The organism is Thiobacillus sp., assembly GCF_024708915.1.
In genome coordinates, this window is the sequence record NZ_JANJXQ010000171.1 from 11,970 (window position 1) to 38,449 (window position 26,480).

Sequence of the window (26,480 nt, forward strand, 5' to 3'; positions counted from 1 at the left end):
GTGGAAATAAGTCTGCCTAGCTCTGGACGCCTCCCTTCTGGATGAGCTGGAAGAAAGGAAGCCCGTGGATTATCTCTCCTGGCACATCGAAGGACTTGTAGAGGCAATGGTGGTTTTGGAGGGTCTTCACGCGCTCGGCAAGATCCCCAAGGTCAGATGTAAAGCCCAGGGCACCAAGCTCTGCTGGTGTCACGTTTGGCACCTTGTGGATGAACCAGGTCAGCAATGGTTCCCTGTAGTCGGTGGTACTGGTCTTGAAGTGCCGCAGGTACTGTGACGCAAGGATGACGCCCGCGCCGAACTCCCGGCCTTGCAGGAGCAGCTTGCGAAGCACATCGAACTCGTAGCGCATGATGTTGTCTGCTTCGTCGACCAGAAGGTAGGAGTCGATTACCCGCAACTGGGGGTCGGATCCCACGAATGGGCGTTTGGGCGTCCGTAGCATGTTCTCGTAGAACATGTTGAGCATGATGGCGACGAGCATGTTCTTGCTCCTGTCGTCCTGCCCCAGGGCGTCAAGCGATACCACGACGACACCATCGAGGAATTCATCGAAGGTCTTGGTCTTTTCCGGGACACGCTCAAAAATTTCCATGTCTACCAGATCATCTATGATTGCCATCGGCGTATCCGACTTGTCTCCCAGAAGCTCTCGGTATTCGGCATGAATATCATAGATGGTTGGCTGGCGTCCTTGTCCTTGGCATGAATCGTAGGCATTGCGTACCGCACTCTTGAGCTTGTCACGCTGGACAGGCCCGATACCCGAGTAAATCTTGTCGAGCACGTCTGTGAAGAAGCGGAACCTATCCAGCCATGGAGAGTTGGATTGGCCAACAGCTGAAATATCAAACAGATTGAGCGGCAGCCTGTTCGGTGTAACCACTTTGGCGCCTGTCGCCTCGACGAACTCCGGGCTGCTGTAGTCTCGCTTGTAGTCAAATATCAGAAATCGTGGCTTGATACCTCGGTTCTGCTGCCCACCTCTAGTGATCTGGAGGATGAGGGACTTCAGCAATTGTGTCTTGCCCGTGCCGAGGTCGCCGACGACGCCCATGTTTAGCTGATTGAGCCGCGTGTCGGATATGTTGAGGCTGAGCCGCCGGGGCTCTAAGCCATCTACTGTACGCCCAACTGACAGGATGATCCCGGTGGCAGGTGACGCGTCTCCATGTGCGTCGCTGCTGCTCGTGACGGTCTGGACGATGTGCTCCTGGATGGGAGGTTGGGTGATATCGGACGTGGCACGTGGCAAGTCGGCTGGGGTGTTGGGCGCTTGTGCGGCTTCGGGGAATGGTTCCCCTCCTTGTGGCGCGATCGCGCCTGGCTTTCTGGGTTCGGGTAGAAGCCACCATTGGCCGACCTTTTTTCTAACAGCGTCGTAGAACGTGTTGGAATCGCCGATCGCGATGCGTCCCGCATCCACGTTGGAGATCACAATGGTCTCCGGTGTGCCGTCTCCATCCGTGTCCTTGCAGTCGCTACTGGGAGATGCGTCTATGACTATAAGTCGGCCGCGGTCCTCGATCTCGATGGCGCCTGGCGTACCCCCGAGGACGGTCGCGGCGATCCGCTCGTGGAATTCGGCCCAGCGGGTCTGGTTGGCACTGGCGATTGGGTGTTGGCTATAGACCCGGAGGCCGAAGCCAATCATCGATAGCAACAGGTGCTGATAGGCGACCCTCCAGAGTTGCGATTGGGCAGCCCGTTCCTCCAGGGCACGGAAGAGGGAGGACAAGGCCCTGGCTTGCCCGAGCGCCTCTTTCGTGTCGTTCGACCCCAGGATGGTTCCCTGTCGACATTTCACCTCGACAGGAGTGAGTAGGATGCTAATACGGTTCTCGGCGAGGCGAATCCCCGCGACCAGAAGGTCGGGTCGGGATAGCGACGTTTCCTTTTTCTCCCTACCCAGAGAGCGTGCGAGGTCGGCGAGGTAACCCCTGAAAGGATCCACGGGGATGACGAGTGCCACCGTGGCATCTTCCTCACTTCCGGCAAGGACCGGCACCAGACCCTCGACATTTCCCACTGTCCGGAATTGGTCCTGAAGCAGGCGCACAGCAAGGAACAAGCCCAGATCCCCAGTGGCTCCGGTGTCATCCCCCGACAGTCCACGGACGGTTGGGATGCCGCGGCGGGCGACCTCGAGCAAGATCTCCTCGACTTGTCCAGATGGAAGCCCGTTGCATCCTGGCAGCGGCTCCAGCACCTTGGCTAATGCTTCGCGATCGGAGTCTCGTATCTGGGACAGGAGGTAGTAGCCGCTGGTGTCGCCGGCCCTGGCGGAATATGCGGGGAGATCATAGTCCCAGAGGTAGCTTCGCCCCATTCCCCCATTCAGGAAACACGCGGGGTCGACTGTCGACGAGGACACTGCGACGAAACTTGCACGGCGGTCCTCGAGCATCTGGGTCACGGCATGCACGTTTGGCGAGAACTGGATGCCTTTCTTGCCACCGGGGGCTGACTCGATGGCCAACATGCAGTCGATCAGCTTGTCGGGCAAGCCGTCGCCACTCCGGCCACTAAGCTTGGCTTGCCGCGACTCGCTGAGAAAGGTCCCCTGGAGTTGCCGGCGGACCCGGTGCCTGATAAGCCCACCCCACGACAAGGGCGACATCGTGGACGTGTCGACGAGATCGGGCTGCACTGAATCGAGCTGCGCAATGATGCCGAGGTCCGGGGTTGAGTTGTCCGGCTGCTTGCAGTACCAGCGAACGTGGCCGCCGGTATCCTCGGCAAGGTTGGCGATCACGGCGTCGTCAGGACGAAGTGTGTCGCGGGTGTCATAGATCTCCAAAAAGCGCGGGCCGGCGGCTAGGCAATCGTTGGCACTGCCTCCGTTGCCGAAGCGCGCGGAGGACCAGATGGCCAGTCCCTCGTTGCATGCGTCGGTTGTTCCGCCTGCGCTCGAAATCGCGACGCTCACGATCGGCTTGGCGCCGAGGAGGTCCGTCACGTCGCCTAGGGCACGGCCGACCTGAGCCGGACTGAATCCCGTAGCGATGCCGCCGACGACGAGGCCAAATGCCTCGCCGAAGGGAGGGGCCTGGGTGCGGCTAGTGATCTGGTCCAGCCGCTTGCCGTGCCACAGGACCGACCAATAGTCGGAATTGCACTCAAGGGACACGTAGGTCACGTGCTCGATGCCTCTCTCGGCCCCTGGCGACTGGAGGGATAGCGTCATGGAGTCCGGGACGCAGTCCGGGTCCAGCACACTCGCTGCCGGGCATGGCAGGGGAGAGCGTCCCTCGGTTTCCTCGTACATTGTTTGCTGGGCGAGGCAGTGCCATGCCAGTCGTAGCGGATGCAACGGCGAGAGGATGGTCGCGTCGGGTATCCGCGCCAGCGTCTGCCCGCCCCCCTCGCGCTGGTAGACCGTGATCGTATCGATCCAGCAGGCTGTGTCGCGGTCGGCTGCCAGCCAGCCGCTGTAGGAATCGAGATATTGCTCGACGAGAGAGCGGAATTCGTTGTCCCGTGCCAGCCAGGCGCCGAGGCGTGATGACTCCACCAAGCCATTGTTGTCGTCGGTGGAAGACCGGATGCGCTTCGCGATCTCACGCCTGGCCTCGATGAATCCAGTTGGGGGGGTGAAGGCCGCTGCGCCAGGGCGAGGGTCATACAGGAAACTGGCTGATGACAGGATTGGGCCCTGTGGCATGCTCCAGTCAGGCGGAGCCCAGGTCTCGGCATAGTCGCCGGAAATGACGATAGGGAGGAACGATCTGTCTACGGAGCGCTCATCGAGCATCCATGCTTGGAGGCTCGAGAGCCTAGCGTTGCGGTCCAGCTGGATGACCGTCTTGCCGCCCTTGTCAATATGTAGGCGGTTAGCTCGGATGAGACGCTCGAACTCGCTGCGGCAGCCTTCCTCCTTCGTCTCGTCGCACGTGACGAGGGTCCGGCAAATCTCTGGCTGCTTGCTACCGGCCCTCAGGAAGGCAATCTCGAGGATCATCTTCCCATCGACCTCTGCCTCGACCATGTACTCGCCAGGCTGGATCTCGCGTGCTTCCAGCAAGGGTTCACGCTCCATGTTCTCCATCGTGTCGTCAGGAACCCCCTTGGCCGATAGGATCTGTGTCCCTGGGGATACCAGCGCCAATAGTTCATACCGCCCCGCGCCAGGGAGGGACATGGAGGAGTCCCAGTTGTACCCTGAGCGAGCATTCCTCGCCTTTTTCGGTGCAGATACCTTTGTCGCCACGCGGCATGTCAGATAGATGCCGGGCGCCCAGAAGGAGAGCGGGATGACCTTTATCGATACACTTTTGCACCCGTCCGCCCCTGCCTTGTAGTTGACGGGCGTGCGCTGTAACTTCGTGAACGTCTCCGAATAGCAGGCGTTTCCCGGGATGGTCAGTTGACATGGCACCTTGCCAAGGCCGCCTCCACTAAGTGCCACGTTGAGCGGTTTTGCCGAGGTTGCAGAATCTGACGTCACCTCAAGCGTCACTTCCTCCCAAACTACGGAGGGCTGTCCCCGGTTGGGGGGCAGTATTGCATTCGTGCAAGCTATGGCAAGGTCATCGAAGTCATGGGTGTCATCTAAAAGTTCTATCCATGCCTCGACAGTGAGCGTAGGCCACCAAGCAGGCGGCGGGAGTAGCGATTCGGAGTCGAGCGGGAGGTAGAATGCCGGCGTGGCATTTGAGAATGTCGAGGGAACTTCGCATCGTTGACGTAGATGTTCCAGAAACCCCCTCAGTGCATCGGCGACGTCAGCAGGACAGTCGTTCTCGATGAGCCGGTCAGTTGTGGTACGGAAGCCTTCGGACATTGCACTGGCAATTTGTGCCAGGACCGCGGCTTGTGCCTTTGCGGAGACGCTCCCGTCCTGCATCGGAGGGAAACCACAAACGAGTGAAACAGCCTGTCCTGGAGTAAGGCCATGCCCGTCGTTGGGAATCGAGTAGATCCTGGTGATTAGTCGCCAAGCTGCCTCGCGGCTCCCCTTGTCGAGGTCCATGTGGTCGCAGGCTGCAGCGCCCAGCTCCACGAGCAGCATTGCTTCTTCAGTTTCTTCCGCGCTGAGGCCTGCGTAGCGCAAGCCTTGGAGAGCAAGGTGCTGGACGAAACCATCGTTCCACCATTTTTCAAATGGTATTCCCTGGGTATTGTTGCTAGGCGTGATGCCAAGTTCGGCCGACGTGGTGTCAAGCGAGGCATTGATATGGAGGCTCGGGGGTACAAGGGCGACGAAGCTTGCTTTCCCCGGGGTATTCCGAACCTGAAGTAGGTGCGCATCCGTGCAGGCACCGGATTCACCGATGCGCGGGTTTGGACCATGGGCCTGCCCCTCGGGGAAGGGAAGGAGTACCGGGAGTAGCGCATCCGTGCCATGTTCCTCTGCGGTCAACCGGATTCCTCCGTGCTGGCTGAGTTCAGCGAGAACCCCCTCGAGAAGCCATAGCGGGGGACCATGGAACACGAATCGCGATTCTAGGTTCGTGCCGGGTTTCCCCCGGGTGGCTTCGGCGACGTGGCCCCGAATCGTCTTGGCTAGCTCGTGGATCAGTCGGTTCATGATCAGGAGGGAATGTGGTTGCTGGGGGCGAATGGAGGCAGGAGGAGCATCCCGCTTTCGGCATCCGGGCTATCAAGGACGAGGCCCAGCAGTCGCAGCTGCTGCCCGAGGTCGTTCTGCGCGATGTCGTTCCGGTTGACGAGAACGCCGTAACCGGCAAGGTGCTCGGCGAGACGGTGTATCGATCTTGGGCCGTTCATCCCGTGAAGGGCGCAGTGGACCATCGCAAGGACCGCGACGGGGCCGAGGGAAAGTATCCAGGGGCTGTTGCTGTGGCTACCTGCCTTGCGCAGGATGTAGCCCTGGTCGTAGCCTCGTAAAATTGGCACGGCGGTTTGTCGCTGCCCGAGTACATGCCTGGCAAACTCGAACAGGTTGTTGCCTATTCCCTTGTCGCAAGCCAGGGTTCTTGCTTCTTGCTCTGCAAGGTCATAGAAGCAGTCTAGTGTTCCCATCGACTCAAGCTTGACCCTTTGGTCACGGACCACCTTGCACAGGGTTGCAATGCCTAGCGACGAAGAGAGGTCGCCAGATTGCTTTACTCCAGCCTCATCCAGAGCCCAGAGGACGGTATTGATGCCCAGTCGGGCAATCAGGTAACTTGATGCCAAGTCCTTGAAGCTGTTCAGCGCCTTCGCGCCATAGGCCATGTAGTTGGCATCAAGGGGAAAAACCTGCCCCCGGACTTCCTCTTCGTTCGCAGGTCCGTGCCCGGCGAGTGAATCTCGTACTACGCGCCAAGTCCGCTCGTGTACGTCACACAACCAGGCCACGTGGGCCACGGCACCCAACCGTAGGACGGCCTCCAGCAAGCTTGTCCATTGGCGGCGGGTAAGGCGAGCCTTGATGTCGATGATTGCGCGTAGATCGGCCGAGAAGCGCCGAGCGGGTAGGAATCGGATGGCATCGTGGTCCGTCCTGGCGAGGCGGAAAGTTTCTCCCTCCTGTAGGGGGACCAATGCCCACTCGGTGGACCCTGTCCACGCCTGTGCCTCCCTGTGCAGCCATCGCGCGAACACGTCGTCCTCATCATCGATGGTAAGGGCCTGGAATAAGTCTTTCCAAAGCGCCTGTGCACTTGCCTCGTCCGGCGTTCCCATGGCGACCATGTTCCTGACTATCAGGCCAGGGTTCCATGGGTTACCCCTGAGGCGCGGAGAATTTGAGAATAGGGCTGCCTCGGGCACGAGGGGGGTCATCTGGATGAAACGCAGTTTCGACTGCTTCGGAAGTTTTGGGCTTTCCAAGATTCCATGCAGCATCGTGAACCAGTCGTCTGGCCCGAGCGTGGCGCCTTCTGGCTGTGTTTTGTGCCGCCGCCGGAGCTCGATGGCCTTGTCGAGTTCACGTCCCGCCTGGGGCACCGAAGCCTCGCTGGCGCTAGCAAACCCGATGGAGCGGTAGAGCGAAGCCAACAGGACTTCTGAGCTCGCATATTCTGGGGCCGGGCTGATAACGAAGGCTGACTGCTTGTACGTGCTATGCGGGCTTAGCCAGGGCTTCTCCTTGAAGGATTCCAGGCTCATTGGTTAGCCCCTTCCTGGCTTGCGACGAACTGCCCTCCCCAGGAGAGACGGATTGTGGTCCCTTCGCGGCCAACCTTGATAGCCGCGTTGTCCAATAGTTCGCCATCACGCACGATATGGCCGGCGAGCCGGGCCCTGGCCGTGTCGAGCAGGGCGGTCACGGCGCGTGGTAGCGATGCTGGGGACAGCCCTCGCTCTAGCTCGCGGATGGCCTTGTAGAGCTCGTAGGTCAACGCCAGCGGCGGTGAATCTGGTGAAGCTCCAACCCGCAAGAAGCAGATGGGAGCCCGCGGACGCCCCTCCTTGAAGGTAGGGATTGGCTTGACCTGTTGTGGCGGGACGACAAGTGTCGCCTGGCGCTGGGCTGGGGGCAATGGCTGGCCAAAGGTAGTCGTTAGCGGGATCTCGAATTCGTTGTGGCTGTTCAACAGTTGGCGGACCTTCAGCGCGACATCGTGTACGTGCCTGCCCTGGTCATCCTCCACCACCATCTGGAAGGAGCCAAGGAGGCTTGCGTTTGCCACCTTTGCGGATCGGGTACAGACGCTACGGCGTACGATGCGGCAGGCCAGGTCGCGCAGGTAGCGCTGGATGCGGTTGGCGGCGGTCGGGCGCTTCTTGCGGACAGCTGGCTCCGACAGCATGGTGTCTGCCGTGGCAAGTCGCCGCAAGAGCTCGATCTCGTTGGGGGACAGTGTCTGGTACTTCTTCAGGTATTCGAGGCCCGCGCGGACAGAGCGGCTGAAACGGATATCTATGTCCGCGAGGCGAACGGTGGTCTGCTTGCTGAGGGCGACTTCCGTCTCGGGCGAGGCGATTGCCGGGTCGAGGTTAGTGGACAGGTCCGTGAGGATCCCCGAGATTGACGTGGGCAGGTAGCTGGTCTTCCTTTCAACGAGGAAGGCGAGGAGCCCCTTGAGCATGCGTGTTCCTTCCCTGCCACCGTCAAGCCCCAGATCCTTCATGTCGCGGCGCAGGACGCTCGCGCTCCCCGTGTCCCAGGAATGGAACAGCGCATGTTGGTAGCTCGCCGAGACCAGGCGGAGGAGCGCAGTAAGCTCGTTGCGCCCGTTCCCATTGTTGGTCTGGGCGGCGTTGTCGAGTTCCTTTTGATGGGCTGCCCATTCACATGGTGTCGTCTTCTGGCCACGCACGGCGTGCTGGTGGCCTGCTAGGAGATAGGACAGCATGGAGAACAAGTCGCGGAAGCTCAGGCGCTTCCCGCTGGCGAGTTCGTACCACCGGAGGACCTGTAGGAGGGCCTCCTTATGGCCGTCACGGTTAAGGAGCTGGTTGCTATGGCAGAAGGGGCAGTTCGCACCTGCAGGGCATGATCCAGAGCTGGGCCACGCCCCGAGATCGGTCACATAGGCAAGGAGCTCCAGTGCTGGGACGCTTGCTCCGGCCTTGGCAGGGACCGTCAGTGACTCGGCATCCATCGGCCAGACAGCCGCCCAGGGATAGTCCTGCAGGGGCCAGCAGACAGGGGCCGACGAGGACAGGCTGACGGACCGGGTGATGGTCTCGAGCAGCATCCTGATGTCGTCGGACTTGTTGTCGATGGCATGGATCAGGGCATCGTCCAGGACGCCGCGGTTCACGCAGCAAAGGTAAAGGTCGTGGCTGTCCCCGGCACAGGCCTTCGTGAGTTCATCGATGAGAAGCAGCGGTGCAGTACTTCCCTCGTGTCCCGCGGTTAGAGAGGCATCCTGGACAATGCTCAGGTTTAGTAGCCTTGCAGGCGATGCTAGCCGCCCAGCGTCGGTGACCACGAGGCGGGACACATTGTCCCCATCAGGATTGAAGGCCTTGCTAAGTTCAATGCTCAGCTGGCCGCCGGTGGCAAGGGCACTGTCGAGGCTGCGGATGGTGTGCTCTATGGCTTCGGTCTTGCCATTCCCTGGGCCACCGACCAGAAGGAGGACGCGTGGAGTACCCGGCTCGCTAGCTGCGATTGCCGTGGCCCAGTCTTCCAGTCGGTCGATCAGGTGGGTGCGGAGTAGCGCCTTGCCAGGACGGCCACTATCTTGGTCGAAGAGCCGCTTGACGCCTCCGGAGTGTTGGCCTGCCCACTCGACAAGATCATGGGGGAACGTTGGCTTGTTGTTCTGGTTCTCCATCTCCCTGATGGCCTCCTCTAGGCTGCTATGCGGTTTCTAATGCCTGGCTGTTCTACTTGTTTCGTCTGCCCGGCCTCTGCAAGCGCAGCCTTGATGGCCAAGCCGATCGCCCATCCAAGGAAGGGTGGAACCGCGTTACCGACCTGTGTATAGCGCGGGCATTCCTTCGTACGCATTGGGCCGCCTGTCGTGTACTTGCCCTTGAAACGGAACCAGTCCGGGAAGCTCTGCAGCCTTGCGCTCTCGCGCACTGTTAGGATCCTTGGCTCTTCATAGTGGAGGACGTCGTCGGGCAATGTCGTGATCGTGGGTGCGGGCACGTTAGCCGCCATAGGATGTATCCGGTGCTTCTTTAGGCCAAACCGTTCCCGGCTGGCCTTGCTCATAATGACCCCCCGGTTACATTCTTGGAGGATCATCCGGAATCTTTCTTGTACTACTTTTGTGTGCCTGGCGAGCCGCATGCTATCCATCTCGTTGTCCCTGCAGTGCTTGTGCATCTGTTTTTGGTAAGGGGTACGTGGCCCGGGATAGATGATTTCTTCAAAACCAGCTGAAAATAGGTCGAGGCAAGCCTTGCGCGACTTACCTTCGATTAACAGGTCGGATATGGCATCTCCAGCTGAAACAACCCCCTCGTGGAATCCCATGTCCCGGAGCAGCTTGAGTCGTGTTTCATCCAACAACTTGAATGCACGATCAATGCTCCCCGGCAACCGGCCTGCCAATTCCGTCCTAAGCCCTATCACGACAAGACGCGAGCGCTTCTGCGGGACGCCGAATGTAGATGCATCCACGATCCTCCCATCGACTTGATAGCCAATAGCTTCCAGGCTGGTCTTTAGTTTGTCGTAGAAGGATTCATTCGATCGAATGCATTCGTTCTTGGCCCCTTGCTTGCATCGGTGCGCCACCTGCATGCCCGGGACATTCTCTAATACGATGGCTTTGGGTCTAATCGCATCTACGACCTGGACATATTTTTGGAACAGCATGTTGCGAGGGTCAGATTCCTGCCGCTTGCCAGCGAAGCTGAACCCCTGGCACGGAGGCCCACCTCCCAGGATGTCGACCCCCCCCCGCATCTGCAGCAATTCCGTCCGATGCTTCGCCAACAAGTCATCTATTGGCCAGGCACGCTGTTCTAGCCACCTTGGCCAAGCGAACTTTGTGATTGGCACCCTACGTTGTCCGAGAAAGTTGTCCGAGAAAGTCTCGAATGCCATCGGGTCTCGCTCGACAGCAAACACCCCTTGAAGCCCCGCCAGGGAAAGGCCGAGGGAAAGACCGCCGCACCCGGAAAAGAGATCTATGAAGGATAGTTTGGACATCTGGGGCTGTCTGAGCAGACGGTCAGCGAGAAGAACTTGGCTGGAAAACCGACGGCGATCTTGGGTTTGTCGTTTGCTTGTGTTGTTAGGTCAGTCAATTATCGCAGTTACTGCCATCCCCAAGGAAGTCATCGGCCTGATTTCGTATACCAATACTAAGAACCGTGAGAGCAATAATGGCGAAAGGCCAGCTTCGGCCGATGAAGAAACGGCCGCCACCATCTGCGCTAACGTCCGTATTTGATTGCTCCGACTGTGCATCCCTGTCCCTTCCGCTCCGCCCACGCCTGCGGCGTCGGCTCCGCTCCGCCGTTCCGGCGGCAACAGGGGTTGTCAGCGCCATGCCTACGGCATCGCGGTGGACTAAAACCCTTCAAATATGCACCGTCGCAGCCGGTGCCTCCGCGCAATCCCCCCGTCCTTCGTGAGTTCCTTCGCCCTTAGTTCGCGACCATAGCCAGGCTGCTGAGGGAACGGCGCTATGCGCCTTGCAAGGGGCTTTCGCGGCATAAACGCCAACGCCCGCCAAGCCGTGCTGCGCACGCGGGCGCCGACATTTATTCCACGTCCCCTTGCATCCCTCATCCCCCCGCCTAAACCCGTCGCAAGGGCGAAGGAACTCACGAAAGACGGCAGCGCGGGCAAGCAGAACACCAGCCAGCGCCGGAGCAGAAAAGCCGGGGCTCCAGAGTCTTCGAATCCGGCAGTTTTGAAACCCAGTTCGCGAGGTACCCGCAAGCAACCATCAACCTGAGGAGGTCCACATGAACACGATGAACGAGATTTTCGGTGAAGTGATTTATACCTACACCCGCAAGCAGGCCATCGAGGACGGTCAGCTGATTTGCGTCGACGAGGTGGCAAGAGAAGTCGGATTCCGCATCCCGGTAGCTGTCACCCGCGCGGTCTGGGCCGATTGCGTGGAGTGGGGTGAGGCGGACAACTGCCGCCAGACCTACCAAGACGAGGCGGGGAGATTGTGGGACGTGCTTTGGATGGCGATGAACGCTGCGCGTCGTGGCGCTGGTGCGCAGAGACTTGTTTTCCAGCTCTACCGTGTGCCACGTGGCGGACACGGCGTGCGGCCACGCTTGGTGAAATTGGTCGCGCAAATCGGGCCCGGAGACGACGGCGATCCGGTCATCACTATCCTGCTTCCTGATGAAGATTGAAGGCGCGTGCGTGGACAGAAAACACCAAAAAACCGGCATCCAGCTAACTGCCGATCAAACTTGAACTGTGATCGTTAGTTCGTTTGTTTGTTTATTCGTTTGTTTGTTCAGGAGGGGCCATCCATGCGTCCGGCAGAATTCACTACAGAGTCGATCATCAGCGCAGGCCAAGATCTGCATGCTGCCGGCCGTGCTGTGACGGGTTTCGCCATTCGCCAGAAAATCGGCGGCGGCAATCCTGCCCGTCTCAAACAGGTGTGGGAGGAGCACGTCAGCAGCCAATCAGTCGCCAAGGCCGAGCCAGTCGCTGAGTTGCCGGTAGAAGTTGCAGACGAGGTGGCTGCCGTGTCCAAGGCGCTCACGGAGCGCCTGGCGACGCTGGCAGTCGAGCTCAACGATAAAGCCGTTAGAACGGCCGAGCGACGCGTTGCCGAAGTCATCCGAACTGCTGGTGAGCAGCGAGAGTTTGCCGAGCGCGAACTGGCCGACGCCGCGCAGACGGTCGATGACCTGGAAAGCCAGATGGAGGAAGCGAGAGCTACTGCCTCCGGGCTCGAAAAGCTTCTGGCCGACGTGCAGGCCGTCAGCCAAGCGCAAGCCGTTGAGCTGGCCCAAGTCCGGGAGCGTCTTACTTTGACCGAGCAGGCTGCCAAGGCGGCAGCCGAGGAACATGCTGCCGAGATAGACTGCCTGAACGCCGGTTTTGAAGCTGAGCGTAGCCGTTACCAAAGCGAGTTGGCCGGGCAGAAGAAGGCCTTTCAGGACATTGTCACCGAACGCGACGCGGCACGCGCCGAGTTGGCGTCCGTGAAGGCCAAGGCCGAGGCCGCTGTGCAGATGCACCAGGAGCAGCGCAAGCAGGCAGCAGCCGAAGCGAGTCGTGTTGCGGAGAGATTGACCAAGGCACACGCCGAGCGGGACGGTGCTCGAAAGGAGGCGGCTACCGCCCGAGAGGAAGCGGCTCAGCTACGCGGGCAGGTTGAGGCCTTGCAGGCGCAAGCTGCGGATCTCATGCGAGCCCTGGCGCCTCGCAAGTGAATGAATCCCAGGTCCGCGCCCTGATTGCAGCAGGACGGTTGCTACAGTCGAAAGCTTGGCCGGGCGGACGTGTGAGGATCGAGAAACGGGAAGGGGAGCGTTACCCGCAGGGGATTGCCCGCGTTATCACCGCGCTTAAAGAAGCCGATCGGCATCGGCTTCGCGAGCTGGTCGCATGGATTTTGGAATATGAGCGGTTTGAATCTCAAACGGGTAAGGACAAGCAAGTTACTTCTGGCACTACTGTAAATAACGTGATGAGTGAGCAATAGAACATCAAATTGGGCGACTGGCGTTTGGAGGTGCGTAGCCAGCTGTGATGCTTGCAACCATTGCATCGTCGACTGTTGATCGGTCGAGATCTCTAGGTTAAGCGGGAGGATTCTGATGGGCCCACAATTCGTGCATTTGGACGCGGCTTAGGACATCTGGGTGCTCGCCCGCAAAGAAAATCTTCTCCGGCGCATCGTATCCCTTTCTCATAGCCGTCCCTAGACACTCGACAAGTTGGCGGCTTAAGCCCTCCTGAAAGTCAAAGGGATCTACGCTTTTGATTACGTGCGACACCAGCCCCATGACGAACGAAAAGCCTCGTGGTATGACGCTGCCGAGAAGTTCTCGTGCCCGTGGGCAAGCTCGTTTTGCCGCGGAGGCCGCGTCTGGGTCTCCGCCAAGCTCCTTCTCGATGGCGGCGAGAGGCTTTCCTCTAATCCAGGCGAGCAACCCGGGTAGGATGAGTGCCAATTCATGCGCAGTGATCTCGCCGTCCTTGTTGGCGCCGCACGCGCCCAGAAACGATCTCTTTACGTCATAAAGGAGTGAAGCGCGGGCATTCTCGTCCTCGGTAAGCCAATTGACAGTCCAAGTCAGCCACTCCTCCACGGTTACTGGCAGTGAACCTGCGCCCCAAACAACTCTCTCTTTAAGCCTTAATAGGAGGTCCATCGGTAAGCCGCTTTGCGATGCAAGCGCGGCCACTGTGTCGTCGGCTCCCTCTGGTCTGCCCTGCGCAATTACTTTCTTGAGGTCGGCGATCTTAGCTTCGAATTCCGCTTCGGCTCCCCGCTTACGAGCCGCATGCGCGCCAAGCGATTTTCGAAGGTCGAAGAGTGATGTGGGTTCTTCTATGCCCTCCGCCTCGCGAAGTGCTTCCATCCGATTGACCACATAGCGAACGTCCGCATCAAGGGATTCCCCCTGCATGAGCCGATCTAGGACGATCTCAAGCGGATCGCTGATGACAACGCAGCGGTCATCTTCGGGGAGGATGGACTTGAGCTTCTGAACAACATCCCATTCCAGCGGCTCGCCGTCAGAGAAGCTGATAATCGGTTCTGGTATAAGGAGAACGACGCCATTAGCGAGATGGCCGGCCCGCCCAGCTCTTGCTGCTGCGTTTAGGATTTCGTGGGCTTCAAGATCCTCTCGGCCCTTCTGGGCAGCGTCTGCCCGTTTGTCCCCCGCGAGTATGGCTAGATGGGCGGGCAGATTGAGCCCCTGTGCCAATGTGGGTGTGGCAACAATGACCTTGGCCCCGTTCGGTCGCTTGAACATTCGCTCGGCGAGCTCGCGCTCCAGGCGCAGCATCGATGAATTATGCGGTACGGCAATATCCGGCTTCGGCAGAAGAGCATGTTTGAGATCACCAAGCTCAGCCTGAAGAGCATCCCATCTCGCCTGTTCAGCTTCGGTTGAATCAGCTGCCTCATTGAGCTGCAAGGAAATTTCCCGAGCAACCGAAACCGCATCGTTCTTGGTGTTGACGAAAACAATCGACTTGAGGCCGCTCCGTGCAGCGGACGTGGCCAGTTGAACGGCCACCTGATTCGCGTTGGGTTTGAGGTAGATCGGCCCATATTTATTGTTACCAGAGAGGCGTACAGGTCTATCAAGCACTTCGCAATTAATGCAACTTGCTGTTCCTTGGCCGAGCCAGTTGTGCTGTAACCCCCATATTGCCCATGGTTGGACCGCAAGCTCTTTGAGTGCTGAGGCGCGGAGCCCCTTGGCTTGCTTCTTTTTCTTCTTGTTCTCCGCTCTTTGAATGGCTTCCGCCGCCTGCTTGGCCTTGTCTAGATCCTCTTTCTTGTAGATCAGTACTCCACGCGCTTGCCGGCTCGGTTTCCACAAGAGATCGACGCACACGAAGGCTCGCCCTGTAAGCTGGCCAATCCACTCTGCGAACTCCTCGGCGTTCTTTAGCATTGCCGATAGGAAAAGCAAATCGGCATTCGGCGCGATGTGATTCAAGGCCAGCAGGCACAGCATGCCGTCAAGCGCCCGCCGTATCTTGCCCGATTGGGGACTAAGCAGATGACACTCGTCAAAAACGAGTAGGCCAATGTCTGAAAAAGCTTCGGGGGCAAACGAAAGCATGGCAAGACACCGTTCAGGAGTCATTACTTCGATTTCCTGAAGCTGCGCGTCACTCTGGAACAAGAGGTCGAAATCGCTAGATACGGCCGAACCAAGAATGTCCTTCGGAAACATCTCCTGGAGGTCGCCCGTGAGCTGTTCGACTAGCGCATGGGTGGGCGCAAGGAAGACGACTTTTTTTCCGCTCGCGAGCACGCCCGCTATCTTGAGCGAGGAAACAGTGGTCTTGCCTGCACCCGTGGGGAGAACGACCACGGCGGATTTGCCAGTCTGGTGGAATTCCCTTGCCAGGGCCTCGCGATGGTTCGGCCAGACAAATGGGAAGTTGCTTGCCCTCAAGCGCAGCCAGCTTACCCAGAATCCAGGGTCGGCGCCGTCTGGTGGTGGCAAGGTCGTCAAGGCTGCCTCGCTTATGCCGTTACAGGCGGCGATTAGAAGCGAGGCGAGATGATGAGGCCCGGCATAGGTGTTCAGGATGCTCCCGCCGATATCTTTGTTGTGCTCGTTATCCACTGCGGCAGATAACTTCAGGACGCCCTTGAAGGCGTCGCGCGCGTCATCGAAGCCGCTGATGCTTTGCTGGGGAGAGGGGACACTCAAAAAATGCGCCGCGAGCATCTCAACACCGGATATCAAAGTTTCGAGCAATGCGGCGAGCGCCGCAGTCTCTAGATCGCGTCTAGGCTTTGGTTTTCGCCACCGTTCTGCACGCTCCAGGATGCGACTAAGCTGGCCGCGAGCGAGGTCGGCAATGTCCTCTGAGAGAATCGTGGCCTCGTAAAGCTGTTCTGCCGGGTGAGGACGGATAGCAAAGGCTGCCTCATTCGCATCAGCGTACTGCTCAGCGGCAAGGAACAGCAAAGCGGCCGAGATCGTCGGATCGACGCGATCCCTATTAATATTGGCGAGAGGAGTGTCCCTGGCCTCTTGCATTGACTGCCGTCTTGCGAGAATTTGCTGCGCCGTGCCGGCGACGAACGCAGAAGCCCTGCACAACGCGCCATCTGTTTCAAGCGAGGCGATCAGTTCATAAGTGTCCGCAATACGCTCGGAAGGCCACCCGTCAACAGCCTCGACAGGAGCATCAACCGAGCCCCTCAATCGGGCAGACACAAGGTTGGCAAAGTGACTCGTTAGCAGTGCGGGAATATCGCTTGGGTCAAGTCCCGGCACGGCCGGTGCCGATCGCAAAAGCTGAGCAGTGACTGCATCGAACATTCAGGCGCCCTTCGCTTGGAGTTCATCCAGATAGGCGATGGCCTGCGAGGCCACGGTATCGAACCATTCGCGAAGTTCTCCGCTGACAATTAGGCTTGCACCGACGCGCTGGTTTTGAGATATGCCGGCCAAAATGTCATAACCCTTAAAGAGCTTTTCTCGTTCAACCTGCCCGTCATACTCTTTGGTTAACGCAAAGGCGGCACGATAGCGTCGCTGACTGCTGTCCATCACGGCCGCTGAAAGCTGGGCGGCAGCGGCGTCGCCAATGCCGGCCGTGCGGAGGAGGGCTGCGGCGGCCGCGACGAGCTCAGCGCTTCGCTTGTTCTGGTGGCGCTCAAGGAATGCAGGGATGACCTTTCCCAGGAACGTTTCCCTCGGTTTCTCGGTACATTTGTCTTCAAAGACCGTGGTCATGGCCACTTTCGATTTATTGTCAGCCAGCTCGATCATAAGGCCGTCAATCCCTTGCGACGTGGCGCTTACGTGCGGGTCCTTCAGAAGAGCGAGCTCGCCAAGATCCTGGCGAGCTGCGATCCAGGAAATGACTTCGAAGATGAAGCCGTCACGCTGCCAACGTGGATAGCCCGTCCGAGGCTTCTTGCCATCTTCTTGTATTGTCAGCTTGACCTTCGCTTCGTTGCAAAGATCGTTGTTGGTAAATGCAGGTGTGGCGGGAAGAAGCTCCTTCAAGACATGAGCAGCGTAAGCCGCCTGGCCCATTGCGATAATGGCAGTGATACTTGCGAGCTGCGATACGTCCTGCACAGACCAGCGGTTGCCGATGCAGTGGTCGTCGATTGGTACGGCTTCGGTGAGCAGTGGGTGTGATGCATCGCTCTTAGCCCCTGGAGCTACCGTTTCTACTGCTCCAGCCACATCTATGTTCGTCATCGCACCCAGCTTCGCCCCAATTATTCTGTCCTCGGTGTGTATATCACAGCTCGGAACGAGCCACCATTTCTATTCATCCTGCCGGCTGCCGACTGACGATGTGAGCTCTGCTCTTGGTCAATTTCACAAATGAGACGGGCGGGACTAGAGTGGCTTGCCCCCCGTGCCTGCCGGCGTTGCAGCGTGTGGGTTGTCTTCTTGGGCCGATGTTTGGCTCAATTCAATTAACAACTTGCCAGGGCCCGGATCCCACTTCTCGCAGAAATTTTGTGCCCATTCTGTTCTGAACGAGCATGACAGGGAGCAAGAACTTTGTTCCGAGTGGGTGTGCATGCCGCATCGCTCGAGAGCATTGAACTCTCATGGTAGGCGGAAAAGCCTGGCCCGCGATAGGCCGTACCCGATAGGGCGCTGAAGATGGCTCACCGGGATTCAGAAAAGTCTCAACAATGATGTTCATGCGCGTCTCCGGACACACGCTTCAAAAGCTAATCTGGCTCGGGACCGCTTCCTGAAAATCGGAGGCCAGTCTGGAGACCGCGCTTGAGTCGACGTCACCAGGAAGAACCGACCAGCAAATCGAATTTTGGCGCCCCCCAGAAGGCTGCGAGCGTCGTCGGAATAACTGGTCGGTGAGCGGCTCAAGCTGGATTTTTGGATTCGGAAGGTAAAGCAGGATTACCGAATCTTGCGGGGGTGGTTTTTGCTTCCAGAACCGACTTCCAGGCTCGAAAGAGAGGGCAATATGCGCTAGTGGGGTGCCCGAAATCAGGTAACGATTCCTAGCGCCCTCCATGAGCTGAGTTCCTTGTGGGGGGGGAGCAGAGATCGCTTCCGGAGAATATCCGGTCAACGGTGTGCGTTGGTTCAGTTGGGTGATGACAAGTGTTCCGGCTTCAGAAGCTACTGCTAGTGCGGGGAGCTCTGTAATTGACCAAACGCTTCCATTTTCGCGTCGCTTCTCCGCGTCGGACTCCACGTCATGGTTGGAAGTGGCCATGCAGCCAGGGTAATAGTGCTGAACCCATGTCGAGTGCCACGCATTGCGCCCTCTCAGCAGATAATGAATCTTGGTGGGCGCAGCGGACAACGCCAATGCCTTGCCAATTGAAGGGTTTCGCTTGCTGTAAACCTTATAGTCCTCCAAATGCACTTGATCTCCCCCGTGACTGCATCGGATTTAATGCGCAAGCTGCGTGGCCTGCGCTTATTTGGCGCGGGATTGTGTTACCCGAGTTTCTTTGCCAAGTCCTCCGCCCGTAGGTGCGTATAACGTTTGAGCATGGCCAGGGTCTTGTGCCCTGTGATGCTGGCGACTTCCATGCTGTCGAATACGCCCTTCTCGAACAAGCGTGACGTGGCTTCGTGTCGCAAGTCGTGAAATCTTAACCCCTCCACATCGGCTGTGCCGCACAGTCGTCGCCAGGCTTTGTTAAACGAGTCGGAGGCGGTCCACCACCAAAATACCCGGCCATCAATGGAAGCGGGGAGTTTCTTAACGTCCTTCAGGGCACGCACCGCCTCACTTGAAAGTGGAACCGCTCGGAACGCATCTGCGTTCTTCGTGCCACGACCCTGGATCCCACGAATGATCATTACCCGTCTCTGGAGATCGATGTCGGACCACGTGACCGACAGCAGTTCACCCAGGCGTGCGGCCGATTCGATGGCCACGACAATCAGGGCGCGTAGTTGTTTTTCATCACCGGCCGCAGCCAGCAAACTCTCGAGCTCATCGCCTTCAAGGCGGCGCTCCCGTGATTTCCCCGGCGGTGGGCGGCTCACCATCGCGCAGGGGTTGGCTGGGAGCGGCAGCCCCCACTCTTTGCCGGCCAGGTCGATGATGCGGGATAGAAGGTTGATTTCCTTGCGCACCGTATCCCCTGAGAGACCGGATGCGAGGCGTTTCTTGCGGTAATCCGTGACGATCTTGCTGGACAGTGCGACAAGTGAGTAAGCGCCAAGCTCCGATTCCAGCGTTTTGAGGGCGGGTTTGAAGCCTTTGCCACGCTTCTTTGGCAGCTCGTCCTCCCGATAACGCTCAATCAGATCGCGGATCGTGGTCCGTTCGACTTCGCCGCGCGAGACGAAGGCGCCGCGATCCATTTCTGACTCAACTGCGCGTGCCCAAGCTTCAGCTTCTTTCCGGGTGTGCCAGGTCTTCGACTGCAAGGGGTAGCCCTTGCGCTTCACGATGGCTTGCCACTGGAGCTCGCCGCGCTTTCGGATCGTCGCCATTTTTCATGTCCGGGTGACAGATGGGTGACAACAATCGTACCGAAGAGGAAAGAATCGCGCAAATTAAGGCTTTGATGCCAATCGCGTTTCCCTCTCCTAAGGGGTAGGTCGGACGTTCGATTCGTCTTCGGGGCGCCAGCTTGGATTCAGGGCGCAACGCGCAATAAAAATAGCGGCGCTCGGCCGCTTTATTGATTTCTCAAGTACTCGATTTGTGTCACAACCCGGGAAGGATTGTGGCGTCCCCACGGGGATTCGAACCCCGGTTACCGCCGTGAAAGGGCGATGTCCTAGGCCTCTAGACGATGGGGACCCGGACGACGGTGCGAACCGCCAACTTTGCTGCCACGACTTGCGTCGTCATTACTTCCTGGAAAGCTGCGTCAAGGTGACGCCGAGTAGCAAACCGACGAAACCCAATGGTACCAGCCCCAGCCAGATTTCGGCGTGCCCGCCACCATTCAACATCTTCCAGAACCCAACAACCAGACCGACTACGCTCAGTATCAACCCCAGCAGGGTGGTGATGACGCCAAGCTTGTGCATCGGACTTCCTGTCAGTTGGTGGAGGTAAGCGGGATCGAACCGCTGACCTCTTGCATGCCATGCAAGCGCTCTCCCAGCTGAGCTATACCCCCAACGAAGCCGCGCATTCTATAGATGCCTTTTGCGCTTGTAAAGCCTTTGCGGTGATCTTAATCAGGAAAAAGTTTGCCGGGGTTGAGCAGGCCGTGCGGATCGAATTGCTGCTTGATCGCGCGCATCAGATCCAGCGTGACGGAATCGATTTCCTGCGCGACAAAGCGCCGCTTTTCGGTACCGATGCCGTGTTCGCCCGATAGCGTGCCGCCCAGCGCCAGCGCACGCAGCATGATGGCTTCGAGGGCCAGGTGGGCTCGCCTCATTTCGTCCGCGTCGTCGGGGTGCACCATGAGATTGACGTGCAGGTTGCCGTTGCCGGCATGGCCGAACGAAACGATCGGCAGGCGCTGCGCCTGCGCGGTGTGGTCGATGAAGTCGACGAAGTCGGCTAGCTGCGATACCGGCACCACCACATCTTCGTTGATCTTCAGCGGTGCGATGCGCTTGACCGCGTGCGACAGCGATTTGCGCGCCGCCCACAACCGCGCGATGTCGTCGCGCTCGAAGCCGCTGCGCATGTCGAGCAGGCCTTCGCCGGCGAGCGTCTGTTCCAGCACGGCGATCTGCCGCGGCAGATCCTGCGCGGCGCCGTCGGCTTCGACCATCAGCAATGCCCGGGTGCCGGGCGGCAGATCGTCTGCCGCGCCGGTCGGGCGGATGGCATCGATGGCATGACGATCCATGAATTCGAGCGCGCAGGGCATGACAGCCTGATGCATGACGCGGCTGACCGCATCGAGCGCGGCGCGGTTGCTGGCGAAACATACGCGCAGGGTGGCGACGGCTTCCGGCGCGGGCAGCAGTTTCAGCGTGGCTTCGGTGATGAGCGCGAGGGTGCCGCCGGAGCCGACCAGCAGGCGGGTCAGGTCGTAGCCGGTGACGCCCTTGGTGGTGCGGCAGCCGGTGCGGATTTCCTGCCTGCTGCCGGTGACGGCGCGCAGCCCCAGCACGTAGTCGCGGGTGACGCCGTATTTGACGGCGCGCGGCCCGGCGGCGTTCATCGCAAGATTGCCGCCGATGCGGCAATACGCGCTGCTGCCGGGGTCGGGCGGATAAAACAGGCCGGCGCTGCGCGCGATGCGGTCGATGTCTTCGGTGACCACGCCGGGCTCGACGACGATCAGGCGGTTGTCGGGGTCGAATTCGAGCACCCGCCGCATGCACTCGAAGCTGACGACGACGCTGCCGGGCGCCGGCAGGGCGCCGCCGACGTTGCCGGAGCCGGCGCCGCGCGGTGTCAGGGCGATGCCATGTTCGAACGCGATGCGCACCAGTGCGGCCACGTCGGCGTGCGAGGCCGGGAACAGCACGGCCTCGGGTTCGACATGGCGCGGCGTCTCGTCGTGGGCATACAGGATGCGCGTGACGGCATCGTCGAAGACGCGATCCGCCCCGAGGGCGGAACGGAAAGCGGCGAGTACGGATTCGGACAGCATGAGGGCGTGGATGAGCGGGGCGCGTCAGGCCGGATGTTCGGGGGGAAGGTGCGCGACCAACTGCGCGATCATGTCGGCATCGAAGTCCATGCCGATGTCCCAGCCCGGGTTGAGCGCAATCGGTACTCCGCCGCCGATGCGGCGCAACAGCCAGGAAAACTCGGTCAGCAGACCGCCCGAAAATTCGGGGAAGTGCTCGACCAAGGGTTTGGCCCGTTCGGGGCTGGTGAACACCACCAGCACGCGTTCGCCGTCATCGGTTTCGATGATCAGCGGCTCTGCCTGGACCGATCGCTGGAATCCCTGGATGGGGTTCTTTTCGTCGCGTACCGGTATGAATAGCTGCTGATCGACCAGTTGCAACACGAACGTTTCGGGATCGAGTGTGCCGGCATGAACGGCAGCCAGCTGTTCTTCAAGCGCGTTGTGGGGGATGAACTTCATGATGTCGGGCCGTTGCGCAATGACAAGGCCCAGTGTACCCGATGGCGTGGACTGCGGGCGCGTCCGGGAATGTGCAGGCCCGGTTTGGATCAAGCGTGGTCTTTCAGGGCTGCCAGCGTTCGGGATGTGCCCAGTAACGGGAATTGAGCCAGTCCGGCACGGTTTTGTAGGTATCGAGGTCGTAATAATGGATGTGCCTGTTTTGCGTTGGGTCGGTCGCCGACAGCGTGAAACCGAGTGCGCGAAACATCGCCTCGTCCAGCACACAGTCCGATGGCACGGCAAGCAGGATGCGCGGGGCGATATAGAGGCGGATCTGGTTGATCAGGTGTTGGGCTTGCTGCACGTTCAGCCCGTTCAGCGCATCGATCCCCAATGCCAGTGCGTAGAGCGAATCCGGCGGGTTGCCGGGCGCGCGCACCGGCGTGTCCGGCAACACGCGGCTGGTCATCTGGCGGGCCGCTTCATCCAGTGCATACACGCTGGCGGGCCGCATCTCCAGCAGGCGCGCTTGCAGGTGGTCGCGCCAGTTCATGTCCTCACACCTTGCGCGGCACGCGTACCAGCCGGGTGCCGGCGATACGGTCGTGAAGAAACAGCCCGTCGCGGTCGATCAAGGCCCACCAAAAGCCGCTTCCCGCCAGCAGCAAGCCGAAAAATGCGAGGACGAATCGCAGCACGGCCTGCTTGAAGCGCAGGCGGTCTCCGTTCCGGCTGACCAGGCGGATACGCCAGGTTTTCATCGCCAGCGTTTGCCCGCTGCGCAGCCAGAATGCGCTGAAATAGGCGAACAGGATGCCTGCAATATAAGCTTGAAACAGATGCCGCTGCCACGGTGCATGCATTTCGCCGACAACCGGGATTATGATGAAGGACGCGACGAACACCACCGCCACGACGAGCAGCGACTCGTAGATCATGGCGGCGATGCGCACCAGGAAAGGCGCGGGGGCAAGGTCTATTGCATTGTCTTGCATGGTGGCTCTATATTGCGGCTGGGCGCGATACTTTGCCACAACGTGCCGCAAGCATGATCAAAAAAGCAGGAGGGAATTCGATGCATATCGTAAAGCAACTCATGGCCATTCCCGGTGTCATCGCTGCGGGCGAATATGCATATCGCGGCGACCGTTTCTCGTACGAGGGCGCACTCACCGAGGAGTTTGCGCGCATGGCGTCGATCGTGTGTCGTGCCAATACGCTGTCGGTCAACATGCAGGCCGAAATTTTCGACTCCTTTGCCGAAAATTGCGGGTACCGTCCGATACAAGGCTGGATCGCGCGCGGCAGTCAAATCACTGTTTGTGCAGTGGGCAATTATTTCTCCTTCATCGAAAACCGTGACGAATTGCTGAATGACGTCATGACCATCATGCGTGCCAAAGTGGGGGACGTGCAGGACGATCTGCTGGTCAATCTGTATGCCAGGCTGGGGGGCGATACCAAGGAAGCGTTGTACTGACAAAGGGGAGCGATATGGATCTGGAAAAAATGATGGAGCTGCCGGGCGCGCTGGCAGCGTTCACATACAGCGACAAGGGCGATCTGCAATCGCATGTGCTGCGCGAAGGGACCGAATTGACCCCGCTGGTACTGGATCTGCTGGCGCGCTCGTGCGTCGCCAATCTGGCCATGGCCAGTATGGAAGGACACGGTTGGGAAGTCCTCACCGGGCAGAGCGGATTTCTGCCATTCAAGGGTTTTTCGGTCGTGGGGCTGGAATGGTCGGTGGTGGTGAATGGCAACTGCGGCGTCGTCGTCAAGAATCGCGATGCCGATTACGAAGCCACGTTCAATGCCGTGCAGACAACCTGAGGAGCGCGTATGTCGCTGAACAAAGTCCTGGTGCTGGATGGCGTGACCGCCGTGTGCCGCTTTCGCGACGATGGCGTGATCATGGAGGCCGAAGGCATGCTGTCTCCCGAGCTGATGGAACGGATGGCGCAGTTTGCCCAGTGGTATCGCCGCCTGGTGTCGAGCAATATCGATCTGCTGTCCCTGTTTTCGCAGATGCGCGGCTGGTCGCCGTCGCGGGGCTGGATCGCGCAGGGCGCAGAGCTGACCGTATGCAGCACTGGAAACGTGGTCTGCCTAGTTGAAAATGCGCAGGGTTCGCTGAACGAAATTATGCGCGTGCTCGGCGAAGCCGCACACGAATAGGCGCCAGCATCGTCCATTTTCCCGCGCGGCCGCGCAATGCGGCCAAGCTGTGCGGCAGGAGTGCCGCACGATTTTCGGGTATTTGCCTTGTGTATTCTGGCCTGAATTGATGGAATGGATGCATTGGTGGGCTAACCGGAGTATGCGCCGGTCAAGGCGCGGGGCATTCCTCCCCGGTAAACACGTTTTTTGGCTTGAAACCCTATCTGCCAGCAGAAGATTTTTTTGTTTCTGGCGGGCGGTTGTTAACGTTGCGCAAAATGGCGCTACCGCATGATTTCTTGACCGAATCATGGCAAAACGATTACCCTCACGGGTTCACCAACGAATTAGTTTTTTGCCATTTATATGGAAGCCACGGGCGCCGAGATCGTTGTACGTTGTCTGGCTGAAGAGGGGGTCGAGTTCGTGTTCGGCTATCCCGGCGGGGCCGTGCTCAACATCTACGACGAGATCTTCAAGCAGAACAAGTTCAAGCATGTGCTGGTGCGCCACGAACAGGCCGCGGTGCATGCGGCCGACGCCTACGCGCGCGCGACCGGCCGGGTCGGCGTGGCGCTGGTGACCTCGGGACCGGGCGTGACCAACGCGGTCACCGGGATCGCCACCGCCTACATGGATTCCATCCCCATCGTGGTCGTCACCGGCCAGGTGCCGACCGCGGCGATCGGACTGGATGCGTTCCAGGAAGTCGATACCGTCGGCATCACGCGTCCCTGTGTCAAGCACAACTTCCTGGTCAAGGACGTGAAGGATCTGGCCGTGACGATGAAGAAGGCCTTCATCATCGCGTCCACCGGCCGCCCCGGCCCGGTGGTGGTCGACGTGCCCAAGGATGTGACTGCGCATCTCGCCGAATTCGAATATCCGGCCACGCTCGAGATGCGCTCGTACAGCCCGGTGGCCAAGGGGCACAGCGGGCAAATGAAGCGTGCGGTACAGATGCTGCTTGAAGCCAAGCGGCCGATGATCTACACCGGCGGCGGCGTGGTGCTGGGCGATGCCTCGGAACAACTGGCCGAGTTCACCCGGTTATTGGGTTTTCCCATCACCAACACGCTGATGGGTCTCGGCGGCTATCCCGCCACCGACAGGCAGAACCTCGGCATGCCAGGCATGCACGGTACCTACGAAGCCAACATGGCGATGCAGCACTGCGACGTACTGCTCGCCGTCGGCGCGCGCTTCGACGATCGCGTGATCGGCAATCCCGCGCATTTTGCGCGCGAGCAGCGCCGCATCATCCATATCGACATCGACCCTTCGTCGATTTCCAAGCGCGTCAGGGTCGACGTGCCCATCGTCGGCGACGTGCAAAACGTGCTGGCCGACATGCTGGTTCTGCTGAAGCAGGCCAAGGAAAAACCCGATGCCGCCGCGCTGAATGCCTGGTGGACACAGATCGAGCTGTGGCGCTCGAAGGACTGTCTCAAGTACAACCGCAACGGCGCCATCATCAAGCCGCAGTATGTGGTGGAAAAGTTGTGGGAAGTAACCCGGGGCGATGCCTTCATCACCTCCGACGTTGGTCAGCATCAGATGTGGGCGGCGCAGTATTACAAGTTCGATAAGCCGCGCCGCTGGATTAACTCGGGCGGGCTCGGCACCATGGGCGTCGGCCTGCCGTACGCCATGGGCGTGCAGCTTGCCTTCCCCGACGCGCAGGTCGCCTGCATCACCGGCGAATCGAGCATCCAGATGAACATCCAGGAGCTTTCGACCTGCAAGCAGTACCGCATCCCGGTCAAGGTCGTCACGCTCAACAACCGCTACATGGGCATGGTGCGGCAGTGGCAGGAATTCTTCTACGGCAGCCGCTACGCCGAGTCCTACATGGAATCGCTGCCCGATTTCGTCAAGCTGGCCGAATCCTACGGCCACGTCGGCATGCGCATCGACAAGCCCGAGGACGTCGAGGCCGCGCTGAAGGAGGCCTTCTCGCCCGCGCTGAAGGAACGAATGGTGTTCATGGACTTCCAGACCGACCAGACCGAGAACGTCTTCCCCATGGTCGAAGGCGGCAAGGGCCTGTCCGAAATGATCCTGGCAGAGGAGCTTTGATATGCGCCACATCATTTCGCTCCTGATGGAAAACGAGGCCGGCGCGCTGTCGCGCGTCGCCGGCCTGTTTTCGGCACGCGGCTACAACATCGAGTCGCTCACCGTGGCGCCGACCGAAGATGCCACCCTGTCGCGCATGACCATCGTCACCACCGGCTCGGAAGAAATCATCGAGCAGATCACCAAGCAGCTGAACAAGCTGGTCGACGTGATCAAGGTGATGGACCTGACCGAAGGCCGCCACATCGAGCGCGAGCTGATGCTGGTCAAGGTCAAGGCGGTGGGCGCGGGGCG

The 26,480-nt window shown here is 59.6% G+C and carries 21 protein-coding genes and 2 tRNA genes; 8 read left to right on the plus strand and 15 right to left on the minus strand.

The window, feature by feature from the left end; translation table 11 throughout:
* Positions 1-16 precede the first annotated feature (16 nt).
* From Q0L94_RS11935 to Q0L94_RS11950, 4 genes are read right to left on the minus strand one after another with little or no spacing between them, the layout of a single operon-like run.
* The gene (locus tag Q0L94_RS11935) at positions 17-5,530 is read right to left on the minus strand and encodes a hypothetical protein (protein ID WP_296753534.1); all 5,514 of its coding nucleotides are present in this window, start codon (positions 5,528-5,530) and stop codon (positions 17-19) included.
* A 2-nt stretch (positions 5,531-5,532) separates the two neighbouring features.
* Positions 5,533-7,056 (minus strand): hypothetical protein, encoded by a 1,524-nt coding sequence (locus tag Q0L94_RS11940; RefSeq protein ID WP_296753536.1) that lies wholly within the window; start codon positions 7,054-7,056, stop codon positions 5,533-5,535.
* The gene (locus Q0L94_RS11945) at positions 7,053-9,176 is read right to left on the minus strand and encodes a hypothetical protein (protein ID WP_296753537.1); all 2,124 of its coding nucleotides are present in this window, start codon (positions 9,174-9,176) and stop codon (positions 7,053-7,055) included. Before Q0L94_RS11945 ends, Q0L94_RS11940 begins: the two co-directional genes overlap by 4 nt.
* A gap of 17 nt (positions 9,177-9,193) precedes the next feature.
* Positions 9,194-10,507: a DNA cytosine methyltransferase gene (locus Q0L94_RS11950; protein WP_296753539.1), complete on the minus strand. Its 1,314-nt coding sequence runs from the start codon at positions 10,505-10,507 to the stop codon at positions 9,194-9,196.
* A gap of 764 nt (positions 10,508-11,271) precedes the next feature.
* Here Q0L94_RS11950 and Q0L94_RS11955 point away from each other — a divergent pair.
* The 3 genes from Q0L94_RS11955 (at position 11,272) to Q0L94_RS11965 (ending at position 12,989) form a co-directional block, all read left to right on the plus strand.
* Entirely contained in the window at positions 11,272-11,679 is a 408-nt protein-coding gene (locus Q0L94_RS11955) for a DUF6573 family protein (protein ID WP_296753540.1), read from the plus strand.
* 123 nt (positions 11,680-11,802) lie between these two features.
* Entirely contained in the window at positions 11,803-12,717 is a 915-nt protein-coding gene (locus tag Q0L94_RS11960; protein ID WP_296753542.1) for a DNA-binding protein, read from the plus strand.
* A complete protein-coding gene (locus tag Q0L94_RS11965; protein WP_296753544.1) occupies positions 12,714-12,989 on the plus strand; it encodes a hypothetical protein in 276 nt (91 codons plus the stop codon). Before Q0L94_RS11960 ends, Q0L94_RS11965 begins: the two co-directional genes overlap by 4 nt.
* Before the next feature lie 97 nt (positions 12,990-13,086).
* Here Q0L94_RS11965 and Q0L94_RS11970 read toward each other — a convergent pair whose 3' ends face one another.
* The 11 genes from Q0L94_RS11970 to Q0L94_RS12020 all read right to left on the minus strand — a co-directional run bounded on the left by Q0L94_RS11970 (position 13,087) and on the right by Q0L94_RS12020 (position 22,942).
* Positions 13,087-16,311 carry a DEAD/DEAH box helicase gene (locus tag Q0L94_RS11970; protein WP_296753546.1) on the minus strand — a complete coding sequence of 1,075 codons (3,225 nt, stop codon included), beginning with the start codon at positions 16,309-16,311 and terminating at the stop codon, positions 13,087-13,089.
* Complete coding sequence (locus tag Q0L94_RS11975; protein ID WP_296753548.1) at positions 16,312-17,205, minus strand: hypothetical protein; 894 nt, start codon at positions 17,203-17,205, stop codon at positions 16,312-16,314.
* A 481-nt stretch (positions 17,206-17,686) separates the two neighbouring features.
* Entirely contained in the window at positions 17,687-18,205 is a 519-nt protein-coding gene (locus Q0L94_RS11980; RefSeq protein WP_296753550.1) for a hypothetical protein, read from the minus strand.
* 227 nt (positions 18,206-18,432) lie between these two features.
* Positions 18,433-19,443, minus strand: a complete 1,011-nt coding sequence (locus Q0L94_RS11985; protein ID WP_296753552.1) for a site-specific integrase — start codon at positions 19,441-19,443, stop codon at positions 18,433-18,435.
* A 237-nt stretch (positions 19,444-19,680) separates the two neighbouring features.
* Positions 19,681-19,756, minus strand: a tRNA-Glu gene (locus Q0L94_RS11990).
* A 50-nt stretch (positions 19,757-19,806) separates the two neighbouring features.
* Positions 19,807-19,989, minus strand: a complete 183-nt coding sequence (locus tag Q0L94_RS11995) for a hypothetical protein (protein ID WP_296753554.1) — start codon at positions 19,987-19,989, stop codon at positions 19,807-19,809.
* Positions 19,990-20,005: 16 nt separating this feature from the next.
* Positions 20,006-20,081, minus strand: a tRNA-Ala gene (locus Q0L94_RS12000).
* Between the two features lie 57 nt (positions 20,082-20,138).
* Positions 20,139-21,521: an FAD-linked oxidase C-terminal domain-containing protein gene (locus Q0L94_RS12005; protein ID WP_296753556.1), complete on the minus strand. Its 1,383-nt coding sequence runs from the start codon at positions 21,519-21,521 to the stop codon at positions 20,139-20,141.
* 24 nt (positions 21,522-21,545) lie between these two features.
* Positions 21,546-21,965: an SseB family protein gene (locus Q0L94_RS12010; RefSeq protein ID WP_296753557.1), complete on the minus strand. Its 420-nt coding sequence runs from the start codon at positions 21,963-21,965 to the stop codon at positions 21,546-21,548.
* A gap of 103 nt (positions 21,966-22,068) precedes the next feature.
* Positions 22,069-22,500: a DUF6231 family protein gene (locus tag Q0L94_RS12015; RefSeq protein ID WP_296753559.1), complete on the minus strand. Its 432-nt coding sequence runs from the start codon at positions 22,498-22,500 to the stop codon at positions 22,069-22,071.
* Between the two features lie 4 nt (positions 22,501-22,504).
* Positions 22,505-22,942 carry an RDD family protein gene (locus Q0L94_RS12020; protein ID WP_296753562.1) on the minus strand — a complete coding sequence of 146 codons (438 nt, stop codon included), beginning with the start codon at positions 22,940-22,942 and terminating at the stop codon, positions 22,505-22,507.
* A 53-nt stretch (positions 22,943-22,995) separates the two neighbouring features.
* Here Q0L94_RS12020 and Q0L94_RS12025 point away from each other — a divergent pair, with 53 nt between their 5' ends.
* The 5 genes from Q0L94_RS12025 to ilvN all read left to right on the plus strand — a co-directional run.
* Positions 22,996-23,427: a DUF2173 family protein gene (locus Q0L94_RS12025; RefSeq protein ID WP_296753563.1), complete on the plus strand. Its 432-nt coding sequence runs from the start codon at positions 22,996-22,998 to the stop codon at positions 23,425-23,427.
* A 14-nt stretch (positions 23,428-23,441) separates the two neighbouring features.
* Complete coding sequence (locus Q0L94_RS12030) at positions 23,442-23,780, plus strand: DUF2173 family protein (protein WP_296753565.1); 339 nt, start codon at positions 23,442-23,444, stop codon at positions 23,778-23,780.
* 9 nt (positions 23,781-23,789) lie between these two features.
* Positions 23,790-24,125: a DUF2173 family protein gene (locus tag Q0L94_RS12035; RefSeq protein WP_296753566.1), complete on the plus strand. Its 336-nt coding sequence runs from the start codon at positions 23,790-23,792 to the stop codon at positions 24,123-24,125.
* A 348-nt stretch (positions 24,126-24,473) separates the two neighbouring features.
* A complete protein-coding gene (locus Q0L94_RS12040) occupies positions 24,474-26,186 on the plus strand; it encodes an acetolactate synthase 3 catalytic subunit (protein WP_296753568.1) in 1,713 nt (570 codons plus the stop codon).
* A 1-nt stretch (position 26,187) separates the two neighbouring features.
* Positions 26,188-26,480: acetolactate synthase small subunit (gene ilvN / locus Q0L94_RS12045; RefSeq protein ID WP_296753569.1), on the plus strand; the 293-nt coding region annotated here is incomplete at its 3' end.